13 protein-coding genes and 1 pseudogene are annotated in these 12,369 nt (G+C 64.5%); 7 read left to right on the top strand and 7 right to left on the bottom strand.

Translation table 11 applies throughout. The annotated features are described in order from the left end of the window. From JYJ84_RS16170 to JYJ84_RS16160, 3 genes are all read left to right on the top strand, one after another. Nucleotides 1-281, top strand: a 281-nt coding sequence (locus JYJ84_RS16170; RefSeq protein WP_205189283.1) for an energy transducer TonB, incomplete at its 5' end; no start/stop codon positions are given. 36 nt (nt 282-317) lie between these two features. Then, nucleotides 318-1,049: a MotA/TolQ/ExbB proton channel family protein gene (locus JYJ84_RS16165; protein ID WP_043188744.1), complete on the top strand. Its 732-nt coding sequence runs from the start codon at nt 318-320 to the stop codon at nt 1,047-1,049. A gap of 13 nt (nt 1,050-1,062) precedes the next feature. Beyond that, entirely contained in the window at nt 1,063-1,491 is a 429-nt protein-coding gene (locus JYJ84_RS16160) for a biopolymer transporter ExbD (RefSeq protein WP_122945867.1), read from the top strand. Between the two features lie 384 nt (nt 1,492-1,875). On the opposite strand, the gene JYJ84_RS16155 is transcribed toward JYJ84_RS16160, so the two are convergent. Continuing rightward, nucleotides 1,876-2,850, bottom strand: coding sequence for a LysR family transcriptional regulator (locus JYJ84_RS16155; protein WP_122945868.1), 975 nt, complete (start codon nt 2,848-2,850; stop codon nt 1,876-1,878). A gap of 122 nt (nt 2,851-2,972) precedes the next feature. Here JYJ84_RS16155 and JYJ84_RS16150 point away from each other — a divergent pair, with 122 nt between their 5' ends. The 3 genes from JYJ84_RS16150 (at nt 2,973) to hemP (ending at nt 4,811) form a co-directional block, all read left to right on the top strand. Then, nucleotides 2,973-3,845 (top strand): pirin family protein, encoded by an 873-nt coding sequence (locus tag JYJ84_RS16150; RefSeq protein WP_122945869.1) that lies wholly within the window; start codon nt 2,973-2,975, stop codon nt 3,843-3,845. A gap of 99 nt (nt 3,846-3,944) precedes the next feature. Then, nucleotides 3,945-4,427: an SRPBCC family protein gene (locus tag JYJ84_RS16145; protein ID WP_122945870.1), complete on the top strand. Its 483-nt coding sequence runs from the start codon at nt 3,945-3,947 to the stop codon at nt 4,425-4,427. A 138-nt stretch (nt 4,428-4,565) separates the two neighbouring features. Next, nucleotides 4,566-4,811: a hemin uptake protein HemP gene (gene hemP / locus JYJ84_RS16140; protein ID WP_122945871.1), complete on the top strand. Its 246-nt coding sequence runs from the start codon at nt 4,566-4,568 to the stop codon at nt 4,809-4,811. A 304-nt stretch (nt 4,812-5,115) separates the two neighbouring features. Here hemP and JYJ84_RS16135 read toward each other — a convergent pair whose 3' ends face one another. The 5 genes from JYJ84_RS16135 to uvrB all read right to left on the bottom strand — a co-directional run bounded on the left by JYJ84_RS16135 (nt 5,116) and on the right by uvrB (nt 10,660). Further along, the gene (locus tag JYJ84_RS16135) at nt 5,116-6,513 is read right to left on the bottom strand and encodes a 4Fe-4S binding protein (RefSeq protein ID WP_174963338.1); all 1,398 of its coding nucleotides are present in this window, start codon (nt 6,511-6,513) and stop codon (nt 5,116-5,118) included. Then, complete coding sequence (locus JYJ84_RS16130) at nt 6,510-7,352, bottom strand: FTR1 family protein (protein ID WP_043188756.1); 843 nt, start codon at nt 7,350-7,352, stop codon at nt 6,510-6,512. Before JYJ84_RS16130 ends, JYJ84_RS16135 begins: the two co-directional genes overlap by 4 nt. A 58-nt stretch (nt 7,353-7,410) precedes the next feature. Next, nucleotides 7,411-7,743 (bottom strand): cupredoxin domain-containing protein, encoded by a 333-nt coding sequence (locus JYJ84_RS16125; protein ID WP_043188759.1) that lies wholly within the window; start codon nt 7,741-7,743, stop codon nt 7,411-7,413. A 55-nt stretch (nt 7,744-7,798) separates the two neighbouring features. Continuing rightward, nucleotides 7,799-8,350, bottom strand: a complete 552-nt coding sequence (locus tag JYJ84_RS16120; RefSeq protein ID WP_122945873.1) for an iron transporter — start codon at nt 8,348-8,350, stop codon at nt 7,799-7,801. A gap of 219 nt (nt 8,351-8,569) precedes the next feature. Continuing rightward, the gene (uvrB, locus tag JYJ84_RS16115) at nt 8,570-10,660 is read right to left on the bottom strand and encodes an excinuclease ABC subunit UvrB (protein ID WP_122945874.1); all 2,091 of its coding nucleotides are present in this window, start codon (nt 10,658-10,660) and stop codon (nt 8,570-8,572) included. 263 nt (nt 10,661-10,923) lie between these two features. Here uvrB and JYJ84_RS16110 point away from each other — a divergent pair, with 263 nt between their 5' ends. Further along, on the top strand, nt 10,924-12,123 hold the full coding sequence (locus JYJ84_RS16110; protein ID WP_122945875.1) for an amino acid aminotransferase: 1,200 nt from the start codon (nt 10,924-10,926) through the stop codon (nt 12,121-12,123). A 158-nt stretch (nt 12,124-12,281) separates the two neighbouring features. Here the strand turns inward: JYJ84_RS16110 and JYJ84_RS16105 are convergent. Beyond that, a pseudogene (locus tag JYJ84_RS16105) lies at nt 12,282-12,369 on the bottom strand (3-hydroxybutyrate dehydrogenase); the annotation flags it as partial.

Genomic DNA, 12,369 nt, shown 5'->3' with positions numbered 1-12,369 from the left:
CGCCGAAGAACGTGTCGGCGCTCACCTGCAATTTCGTGAAGCCCACCTATCCGTCGATGTCGCGCCGTCGCGGCGAAACGGGCACGGCCTATGTTCACTTCATCATCGGCGTGACGGGCAAGATCGAAAGCGTCCAGTTGCAGAAGAGCAGCGGCTACCCGCGTCTCGACGAAGCCGCGCTCGAGGCGACGCGCGCCAGCACCTGTCCGCCGTATATCGAGAACGGCCAGGCGATCCGCGCCGCCCATACGCTGCCCTTCAACTTCACGCTTGACGACTAACCCGTCATATTCGGTAGATTCAAAGGAAACAAGAAAATGCAAAGCTACGGTATCGCGCACGTCTGGGCGCAAGGTGATTTCGTCACGCGCGCCATTGCAATCACGCTGCTCGTGATGTCGGTCCTGTCGTGGATCGTGATCGTCATCAAGGGTTGGAACGTGATCCGCCTGAACCGCCTGACGAAGAACGCCGAACAGGCGTTCTGGCATTCGGACAATTTCGACGACGGCATCAAGAAGCTCGGGCTCGCCGCCTCGACGCCGAATGACAACCCGTTCCTCGCGCTCGCACTGTCGGGCAAGGAAGCCGCCGATCACCACCACCAGACGCAGCCGCACCTGCACGACCGCATGGACGTGTCGGACTGGGTCACGCGCTGCCTGAAGGACACGATGGACGAAGGCATCTCGCGCATGCAGAGCGGCCTCGCGATCCTCGCATCGGTCGGCAGCACGGCGCCGTTCGTCGGCCTGTTCGGTACGGTCTGGGGGATCTACCACGCACTGCTCGCGATCGGCGCAACCGGCCAGACGTCGATCGACCAGGTCGCGGGCCCGGTCGGCGAATCGCTGATCATGACCGCGTTCGGCCTGTTCGTCGCGATCCCGGCCGTGCTCGGCTACAACGCACTGACCCGCGCGAACAAGGGTGTCGTCAGCAAGCTGCGCCGCTTCGCGCACGGCCTGCACGCGTACTTCGTGACGGGCGCGAGCCTTGCGTCGTCGTCGACGCGCGATGGCCTGCGTCTCGCGACGCGCGCCAGCTGAGGCGGGGTGAACCATGGCAATGAACACCGGTTTCAGCGACGATGACGACGATGCCGTGATGAGCGAGATCAACATGACGCCGCTCGTCGACGTCATGCTCGTACTCCTGATCATTTTTCTCGTGACGATCCCGGCGATGCAGCATGCGGTGAAGATCGACCTGCCGCACGCCAGCAGCCAGCCCGTCGACGAAAAGCCGCAGACGGTCGACGTCGCGATCCAGGGCGACGGTACGATCCTGTGGGACGACCACACGGTCACGCGCGAACAATTGCAGGCGCGCATCGCGGAAGCGGCAAAGCGCACGCCGCAACCGGAGTTGCACCTGCGTGCGGACCGCAAGGTCGCCTACGAGCACGTCGCGGGAGTGATGTCGGATGCGCAGGCAGGCGGCCTGACGAAGCTCGGCTTCGTGACGGAGCCGACCGCAAAAGCGAAGTAACGAACGCGCAAGCGGGACCTAGCCGGCCGCACCTCGCCGGCCGCGCCTAGCCGGCCGCACACAAAGTAAAAGGCCTTCATCGCCAGATGAAGGCCTTTTTTCATGCGCACGCGGGCGCCTTCGGGCGGCGGGCTCTTTGGCGGTATCGGTTGCGCCTCGAGCAACGCAAATGCGACTCTGCCGTGGTCTGCACGGACTGCGCGTTCTGCCCTATCTGGCTCGCAATATATGCGGCCACCTGATTTCGCTCCGAACTTCCTTCACGAAATGGGATTCCAATATAGGCCCGCACGCACGCGCATTCAAGGTTCCGGCGATTGAAACTTGCGATTGCAGGCGACGCTTCAATGACAAAACAAATTTGCCTCGTCGTGCACGTCGTGTTCAGGTCGCCGAAGCATTGGCTGCCGCTTCCTTCTTCGCACGCTCCGGGCACCCCGGATCCTGGTAGGCGCCGTGGTCGAGCTTCTCGACCAGATAGTCGACGAACGCACGCACCGCGGGCGGCATCCCCTGCCGCGACACGAACACCGCATACAGTTGCGGCACCGGCAGCGTCCAGCCCGGCATCACGGGCGACAGTTGCCCCGCGCGCAGCGCGTTGCCGTACATCATCTCCGGCAGGGCCGCGATACCGAGGCCATCGAGCACGGCTTCGCGGATCGTCATCAGGTCGGCCGTCACGAGGCGCGGGTCGTGCTCGTGCACGTGACGTGTACCGTCCGGCGCGATCAGGTTGAACACGTGCCGCCCGTCGACGCTCGGCGTATCGAGCGTCTCGAATCCGGTCAGGTCGTCCGGCACCAGCGGCGGCGCATTCTGGCTCAGCAGGCTCGGTGCGCCGACCAGCATCTGCTCGGTGCGCCACAGCGGCCGCACGACGATATTGGCGTTCTGCGGCGGCTCCGAGCGCACGCGCAGCGCGACGTCGATCGAATCCTCGAACAGGTCGATTACGCGATTCGTCACGCGGACATGCACCTTCACCTCGGGATAGCGGCGCAGGAATTCGGGCAGGATGCGCGACAGCATCGTCTGCGACAGCGTCACGGGCACGCTGACGCGCACCGAGCCGCGCGGCGACGAGCGCAACTGCTGGACCGCGTTCATCGCCGCCTGCGCTTCGGCCAGCATCGCCTGGCAATGCTGGTAGAACAGTTCTCCTGCCTCGGTCAGCGCGAGCTTGCGTGTGGAACGCTGCAGCAGGCGCACGCCGAGCGCCGCCTCGAGTTCGGTCAGGCGCCGCGACAGGCGCGATTTCGAGATGCCCAGCACGCGCTCCGCGGCCGAGAAACCGCCATGTTCGACGACCTGCGAAAAGTACATGAGGTCGTTCAGGTTATGTGCATCGATATTCATCTCATCGTTCCAATTTCAGAACAATCCATTGCGAACCGTCGCGAATCGAACGGTAAAACGCCCAATATAATAGCGCCATGTTTCAAAAATAACGCTATTCCGATCATTTCGAGGGAATCCGCATGACGACCGCCCGCTCGCTTGACCGCACTTACCCCGCGCTTCGCACGACCGAAGGCGGCGGCTTCGTGGTTCACCGCCCGTTCCCGACCCGGCTGCTGATGGATTTCGATCCGTTCCTGCTGCTCGATGAAATGGGTCCGGTCGACTATGCGCCCGGCGAAGCCCGCGGCGCGCCTGCCCACCCGCATCGCGGCTTCGAGACCGTGACCTACGTGCTCGACGGGCACTATCGCCATCACGACTCGGCCGGCCACGCGGGCGCGCTCGGCCCCGGCGACGTGCAGTGGATGACGGCCGGCGCCGGCGTCGTGCACAGCGAGATGCCGGATCCCGCGTTCGCGCAAGCGGGTGGCCGCTCGCACGGCTTCCAGCTGTGGGTCAACCTGCCGCGTCGCGACAAGCTGATCGCGCCGCGCTACCAGGAGATTTCCGCCAGCCGCATCCCGACCGCGACGTCGCCGGACGGCCGCGCGCGCGTGCGAGTGATCGCCGGCGAGGCGTTCGGCGCCAAGGCCGTGATCGAGACACGCACGCCGATCCTCTATCAGCATTTCACGCTGGAACCGGGCGCAACGGTCACGCAGCCCGTGCCGGCAGGCTATCGCGTGTTCGCCTATCCGATCGAAGGAACGGGCCTCTACGGGCCCGACAGGCAGGCTGTCGACGCACAACATATGATCGTCTACGGCTGCGACGGCGACTCCGTCACGTTCGCGGCCGGCGATACATCGCTCGACCTGCTGCTGATCGGCGGCGTGCCGCTCAACGAGCCGATCGTGCGCTACGGCCCGTTCGTGATGAATACCGAGGAAGAGATCCGGCAGGCCGTCGTCGACTACCAGACCGGCCGCATGGGCCGCATCGACGCGTGACGCTCGAGTGGGGCCGCAGGTGCCGCGAAACCACGCGTTTTGCGTCACAATGACTTCTTGAACCATGTGGCTGCCCGCCACCAGAAGGAACCCGTCCCCTTGAACTTCGAACACCTGATCCAGATCAACTCCGACGATCCGGCCGTGCCGACCCTCACCCGCGACCAGCTCTGGGAAGGTCTCGTGTTGCGCGCCGAACAGCCGCAACTGTTCGTGCTCGGCCTCGACAGCTGTGTCGTCCACCAACGGACGGACACGACGCTCGAACGTGAGCTGCACTACGGTCACGCGACCGTGCGCGACCACGTCACGTTCACGCCGAACCAGCAGGTTCGCTACGACATCCTCGCCGCCGACGGCGAGATCGGCGGCTCGCTGACGATGACGATCGACGAGCGCGACGACCACGAACTGTTCCTGCGTTTCGAATACCGCACGACGCTGGTCGTCACGGACGACAGCGAAGACGCGCGTCAGACGCACGGGATCGTCAAGGAGGCGTACCGCACGTCGGATATCGACACGGTCCGCCTGATCCGCGAGTACGCGCAGGGTCGCAAGGATCCCGATCCGCTGCACTGACCCCGGTGGCGGCCTACGGGCCGCCCCTTTGACTCAAGCTATCAAGTTTGCCATTTCGATCGATAAAGAGTTTTTGCGAATGGGAATGGTTATCATTTAGAATTCATTCCATCGTATCGACAGTCACCGATCAACCGAATGACCGACACCATGCGCCCGACCACGCTGACCCTGCGCCGCCCGACCGGCACCGCAGGCAGCAGCCGCCAGAAAACGGCAGCGGTCACCACGCCGGCGACACCCGCCGGCAACCGCGATGCAGGCACGCGGGTCGTCAGCAGCGATGCGCTGCTGCAAGGCCAAAGCCACGTCAGCATCGCGCATAACGGAGAGACCTATCAGTTGCGCGCCACGCGGCTCGGCAAACTGATCCTGACGAAGTAACGACCGAGTATTGTGGGGACCACCTCCCTGAGAGGTGTTGGGCAGTAGCCAGCGTAACGGCTTGCACGCGAGATCTAGACCCCTTCGTGCAAACACACTCAAGCAGCCGTTGCAGCAAGCCAAGCCACTTTTTTTGGTTCTCACGCCTGGAAGAAAAAAGCGACACGTCGAAGGACGTGTCGCTTTTTTGTTTGGGTGGCGCCGATGTGTTCGACATGCCGTTCGCGGTGACTTCAATGCATCCCGAAGGATCGCCTTCCGCCCTGCTCCATGCATGGATGGCCTCAGGCAGCGCAAATGCCGCTCAAAACCCCCAGAACATCAACCACCACGCACTGTCGACGACGGCCAGCCCTGCCGCGAACCATGCAAAGGCGGCAAGCCGGCGCGGCCAGGCCGCGTAACGCCCCGTCACCTTCCACGCGAGCCACGCGCTCCACGCGTTGGCGCCGACCAGGATCGCGATACGCACGTCCGTGGCCCAGCCGAGCGGCACATGCTCGGCACGCAGCAGCGACAGCGTCGTCGCCGACAGCCCGAGGAACACGCCCGCGCCCGCGATCGGAATCAGCGCCTGCGCGAGATGATGGAGCCGCACGCGATCGAAGCGGCCGAGCATCAGCGTGGCACCAGCCAGCAGCACGAGCAGCGCCGTGCCGTACACGAGCCCCGTGCCGACGATGTAGCTGACGACGAGCCCGCCGTCGAGCCACGAGAACACGTCGTTGCGATCCGGGTAATGCGTGAGCAGGAACCACGGCGCGTTGGTTTCGAGCGGCCACGTGATGTCATGGTCGATCAGCCAGCCCGCGAGCCATTGCTTGATCTGCACGAACCACGGGCTGGCGGTCCAGTGGAACGCACCGATCGCGACGCCGAGCAGGCCGTACAGGATCAGCGCGGTGTCCCACGGGTTCGCCTGCTGCGCGCCGAGGTTCACGACTTCGTCGGACGGCGAGCGCAACGACAGCGAGATCGCATCGCGGTGCCCGCTGCAGCGGCCGCACATATGGCAGTCCGCCGCGCCCTTCATGTTGCGCAACGGCACGAGCGGCGCGCAGTTGATCGGAATCACGCGATGGCCATGCTCGCCGTTCTTGTACGAACGGCGCCACGCATCCTCATCGACCTTGTAGCGCATCGGCGCAAGCCGCGCGAGCAGCCCGAATACGCCGTTGACCGGGCACAGGTACTTGCACCACACGCGCTTCTCGCGGCCGTACAGCAAGCCGATCACGATTGCGCCGACGGTCGAGCCGCCGAGCACGAACAGCACCGCGAGCGGGTACTGGTACACGCTCACCATTTGCCCGTAGATCGTCGTGAGCCCGAACGCGACGAATGGCCAGCCGCCCCACCGCATCCAGCGCGGAATCGGGCCGCCGCGGCCGAACTTGCTCGCGAATTCGGTCAGCGCACCTTCCGGGCACAGCACGCCGCACCAGACACGGCCGAGCATCACCATCGACAGCAGCACGAACGGCCACCAGATGCCCCAGAACGTGAATTGCGCGATCAGCGTGAGGTTGTTCCACAGGTGCGCGGAGTCGTCCGGCAGCGGCAGCACCGCCGGCACGATGATCAGGAACGCATAGACGGCGACGACGACCCACTGGATGCCGCGGATCACCGCGCCGTGACGCTGCATCCACTGCCCCGCCTGCGCGAGCCAGCCCGGCTTGGTTGCGGCGACAACGTTCATGCCGCGCGACCCGCCGCGACGGCCGGACGACGGCTCGCGCGCTTCATCAACAGCCAGACGACTGCCCAGTACACCGCATAGGCGACCAGGTTGGTCAGCGCCGGATGCGCGCGATAGCCCGTCAGCGTCGCGACGAGCGAGCCGAACGTGCTGGAGTCATCGAGAATCGACGACGTATCCCACACCTGCGAAATGCCGAGCGGCAGGATTTCCTTGTCGATCAGCTTGTCGACGCCGGTCTGGAACAGGCCCGCGCCGAGGAACAGCAGCATCACTTCGGTGACGCGGAAGAAGTGCCGCCACGAGAAATACTTGCCGCCGAGTTGCAGCAGATAGAACGTCAGGAATGCGAGGCCGAGGCCGATCACGACCGCGAGCATCTGGCTGCCGTCGACGTGGCCCGACTGGCCGAAACCGAGGCCGTACAGGAAGATCACCGTCTCGCTGCCTTCACGCGCGATCGCGAGCGCGACCAGCACCGCGACGCCCCACCAGTTCGAATCGCGCGTGCTCTGCTGCAGCGATTGCTCCATGTCGCGCTTCAGCGTGCGGCCGTGCCTGCGCATCCACAGCACCATCTGCACGATCAGCACGCATGCGATCAGCACCATCGCGGTCTGGAAGTAGTCCTGCGCGTCGCCGGACAGCACTTCGGTGAAACCGACCAGCGCTGCGCCGAGGCCGACCGCCATCAGCAGGCCGACACCGACGCCGGCCCAGAGAAAAGGCAGGCCGCGGCGCGCGTCGTCGTCGCCGTTTTTCAGCCATGCGTAGAGAATGCCGACGACGAGCAGCGCTTCGACGCTCTCCCGCCAGACGATGAACAAGATCTGACCCATCGATACCTCCTGACGCGCGGTACACCGGGCAGGTGGGCCTGCGCGCAGATAAAACGCGTTACTTCGCGACGATCACGCCCTGTGCCTGCTGGTGGAAATCGTCGAAAAACTTGTATTCGCCCGGCGACAACGGCGCGACGACCACGAACGAATCGGCACCCGGCGCGAGCACCTTCTCCTTGCGCAGTTGCACGCTCTCGAATTCGGCGGCGCCCTTGCCGGTGTTCTTGATCTCAATCTTGAAACGCTGGCCGGCCGGCACTTCGATGCGAGCGGGATTCAGCTTGCCGTCCGTCATCTCGAGCTTGAACGTCGGCAGGTCGGCAGCGTGCGCTGCGCCGGCGAGCCACAACGCAGCGGCTGCGGCAAAGACTTTCTGGGGAATTTTCATTCTGGGTTCTCTACGCCGACGGCGCGCCGAAGCGCGCCGTCCGTGATGCCACCGATCAGTAACCGCCCTTCTTGCCGATACCGGCGAACGGGAAGTCATACTCGAGGGTGATGGGCTTGAACCATGCGCCCACGCCCGTTTCCTTGTCGATGTGACGGCCGAACGCCATGTGGCCCGATTGCATCGGCGGCTTGACGGTCATCGTCAGGTGGTACTTGCCCGGGCCGGCCAGCTTCACGTTGTCGCCGTAGTGCGGGCCGTCGCTCGCGACCATGCCCATCAGGTCGCCTTCCGCCTTCCACTTCGTGTCGCCCTGCTTCGTCAGCTTGTACGTGACCTGCAGGTACGGCATCCAGTCGCCTTCCGCGAAACCCGTCGGGTTGTTCTTGACCGCATGGATATCGGCCTCGAGGTGGATGTCGGAATCCGACGCCTTGCGCATCATCCCTTCCGGGTCCATCGTGATCGGCTGCAGGTACACCGCGCCGATTTCCATGCCGCCCTGGATCTGCTGCTTGCCGATCGGATATTCGGCAGCCGAGGCCGACATCGCGGCAAGCGCCGCCGCTACCGCAACCGACGTGCGGATGAACGAAGAACCCAACATGGACACTCCTTGTTATTTGATCTGACACCGTGCGAGCCACCCGCCGGGCGCCCCGCTGGAAACACTAACGCGATGAAGAACGTTAATGCGAACTATTCTCAATAATTGCGGAGTTTAGCACCGATCCCGTTCCGGAACAAACGAGGCTCCGCGTAAACCCCTGATGCGACAAGGCTTACAGCTCGATTACCGGCACGTTTCGGTGACGCTTGGAAAGATTTACCGACCGCCGCTGACGTGATCGCCGACGTTCGCACCGAACACGCGCTCGCGCAGCAGCGCGAGCTGGTCGCGGGTCGCGGCGGCCTTCTCGAACTCGAGGTTCTTCGCGTAGTCGGCCATCTGCTTTTCGAGGCGCTTGATTTCCTTCGCCAGCTGCTTCTCCGACATGTCCTCGAATTTCGCGCGCTGCTGCGCTTCCTTCAGCTCCGCGCGCGCTTCGTCGGCGTTGTAGACGCCGTCGATGATGTCCTTGATGCGCTTCACCACGCCGCGCGGCGTGATGCCCATCTTTTCGTTGTGCGCGATCTGCTTCGCACGGCGCCGCTCGGTCTCGCCGATCGCGCGCTTCATCGACTCGGTCATGTTGTCCGCGTAGAGGATCGCCTTGCCGTTCACGTTCCGCGCGGCCCGGCCGATCGTCTGGATCAGCGAGCGCTCGGCGCGCAGGAAGCCTTCCTTGTCCGCGTCGAGGATCGCGACGAGCGACACTTCCGGAATGTCGAGCCCTTCCCGCAGCAGGTTGATCCCGACCAGCACGTCGAACGTACCGAGTCGCAGGTCGCGGATGATTTCGACGCGCTCGACCGTGTCGATGTCGCTGTGCAGGTAGCGCACCTTGACCCCGTGGTCCGCCAGAAACTCGGTGAGCTGCTCGGCCATCCGCTTCGTCAGTACGGTGATCAGCACACGCTCCTCGGCCTTCACGCGGGCATTGATCTCGGTCAGCACGTCGTCGACCTGCGAGCTCGCCGGCCGCACTTCGATTTCCGGATCGACGAGCCCGGTCGGCCGAACGACCTGCTCGGCGATCTGCCCGGTCACGCGCTTCTCGTAGTCGGCCGGCGTGGCCGACACGAACACGACCTGGCGCATCTTGCGTTCGAATTCGGGGAACTTGAGCGGCCGGTTGTCGAGCGCCGACGGCAGCCGGAACCCGTAGTTGACGAGGTTTTCCTTGCGCGCACGGTCGCCGTTGTACATGCCGTTCAACTGGCCGATCAGCACGTGCGACTCGTCGAGCAGCATCAGCGCATCGGACGGCAGGTAGTCGACGAGGGTCGGCGGCGGATCGCCGGGCTCGGCGCCCGAGAAATGCCGCGAGTAATTCTCGATGCCCTTGCAGAAGCCGAGTTCCTGCAGCATCTCGAGATCGAACCGCGTGCGCTGTTCGAGGCGCTGCGCCTCGACGAGCTTGCCGTCGCTGTGAAAGTACTCGAGGCGCTCGCGCAATTCGTCCTTGATCGTCTCGACCGCGCGCATCACGGTGTCGCGCGGCGTCACGTAGTGCGACGACGGATACACGGTGAAGCGCGGAATCTTCTGCCGCACGCGCCCCGTCAGCGGGTCGAACAGGTGCAGCGTCTCGACCTCGTCGTCGAACAGCTCGACGCGCACGGCCAGCTCCGCGTGTTCGGCCGGAAAGATGTCGATCGTGTCGCCGCGCACACGGAACGTGCCGCGCTGGAAATCCTGGTCGTTGCGCGTGTACTGCATCGCAATCAGCCGCGCGATCACGTCGCGCTGGCCGAGCTTGTCGCCGGTGCGCAGCGTCAGGATCATCTGGTGGTATTCGGACGGGTTGCCGATACCGTAGATCGCCGACACCGTCGCGACGATCACGACGTCGCGGCGCTCCATCAGGCTCTTCGTCGCCGACAGCCGCATCTGCTCGATGTGCTCGTTGATCGACGAGTCCTTTTCGATGAACAGGTCGCGCTGCGGCACGTACGCTTCAGGCTGGTAATAGTCGTAGTACGAGACGAAGTACTCGACCGCGTTGCGCGGGAAGAACTCGCGAAATTCCGAGTAGAGCTGCGCGGCGAGCGTCTTGTTCGGCGCGAACACGATCGCCGGGCGGCCGAGCCGCGCGATCGTATTGGCCATCGTGAAGGTCTTGCCCGAACCCGTCACGCCGAGCAGCGTCTGGAACGAGAGACCGTCCTCGACCCCTTCGACGAGCGTCTCGATTGCGGTCGGCTGGTCGCCTGCGGGCGGATACGGTTGATACAGCTGGAACGGCGACCCTTCGAAGGTCACGAATTTCGATTCGTCGAGCGCGTCGCCGGTTTCGGCTTTATGTTCGGACATGGAATGCGGCCGGAGCGAGGGCAAAGAAAGCATTCTAGCGCTTCGCGGCCGCGCGAACTGCTGTCGGCTCCTGACGCGCGACGGCCGTCCGATATCGCCATTCCCGGCCGAATTTCGCCGCCGATTCGCCGCCCCCGCCTGCGTGAATTCGCTACAATGTCAGGCTGCTGCGCTTTCCGGCGTCGTGCCTGCCTGCGCGCGGTCCACCGCGCCCGCCCCGCCCGTTGAAAGCCTGACCCTCTTTTCACTACTGCCGAATCATCATGTCGCTCTTCTCCGCTGTCCAGCTTGCTCCCCGCGACCCGATCCTGGGCCTGAACGAAGCCTTCAACGCCGATGCGCGTCCGACCAAGGTCAACCTCGGCGTCGGTGTGTACACGAACGAAGAAGGCAAGATTCCGCTGCTGCGCGCGGTTCGCGAAGCAGAGAAGGTGCGTGTCGAGGCCGGCCTGCCGCGCGGCTACCTGCCGATCGACGGCATTGCCGCCTACGATGCGGCCGTGCAGAAGCTGCTGCTCGGCAACGACTCGCCGCTGATCGCAGCCGGTCGCGTGGTCACGGCCCAGGCACTGGGCGGCACGGGCGCGCTGAAGATCGGCGCCGATTTCCTGCGTACCGTGAACCCGAACGTGAAGGTCGCGATCAGCGATCCGAGCTGGGAAAACCACCGCGCGCTGTTCGAAGCAGCCGGCTTCGAAGTCGTTGCGTACCCGTATTACGACGCTGCTACCAACGGCGTGAACTTCGAAGGCATGCTGTCGGCACTGAACAGCTACGCGGCAGGCACGGTCGTCGTGCTGCACGCGTGCTGCCACAACCCGACCGGCGTGGACCTGACGGAAGCGCAATGGCAACAGGTCGTCGACGTCGTGAAGGCGCGCAACCTCGTGCCGTTCCTCGACATGGCCTACCAGGGTTTCGGCGAGAACATCGAGGCCGATGCAGCCGCCGTGCGCCTGTTTGCCGCGGCTGACCTGAACGCATTCGTGTCGTCGTCGTTCTCGAAGTCGTTCTCGCTGTACGGCGAGCGCGTCGGCGCACTGTCGATCATCACGTCGAGCAAGGAAGAAGCGACGCGCGTGCTGTCGCAACTGAAGCGCGTGATCCGCACGAATTACTCGAACCCGCCGACCCACGGCGGTGCCGTGGTCGCCGCGGTGCTCGCGTCGCCGGAACTGCACGCTTCGTGGGTGCAGGAGCTCGGTGAAATGCGCGATCGCATCCGCGCGATGCGCAACGGTCTCGTCGAGCGCCTGAAGGCCAGCGGCGTCGACCGCGACTTCAGCTTCATCAACGAGCAGCGCGGGATGTTCTCGTATTCGGGCCTGACCTCGGCGCAAGTCGATCGCCTGCGCGACGAGTTCGGCATCTATGCGGTCGGCACGGGCCGGATCTGCGTTGCCGCACTGAACACGCGCAACCTCGACGCGGTCGCCAATGCGGTCGCAGCCGTCCTGAAGTAACGCGGCGTGAGTGGGCAGCAGCCGTTATCGGCGCCGCCCCACTCTGCCGAAACAAAAAACGCGCTCCCAGGAGCGCGTTTTTTTATGCCTTTTGCTCGGCTTGCCGGCGCAACGACCTCGCGCGAGCGGCGCGCATCGCGGCCGCCCGCGGCAGTGCGTTACTGCATGAACCAGCCGTGGCTGACGACGACCGACTGGCCCGTGAGCGCAGCGCTCGGGAAGGCCGACAGGAACAGCACCGTCTGC

The sequence above is a fragment of the Burkholderia sp. LMG 13014 genome, assembly GCF_905232215.1.
In the GTDB taxonomy this organism is placed as follows: Bacteria; Pseudomonadota; Gammaproteobacteria; order Burkholderiales; family Burkholderiaceae; genus Burkholderia.
The sequence above is the reverse complement of the archived record's forward strand: the minus strand, read 5'-3'. Positions and strand labels throughout refer to the sequence as shown.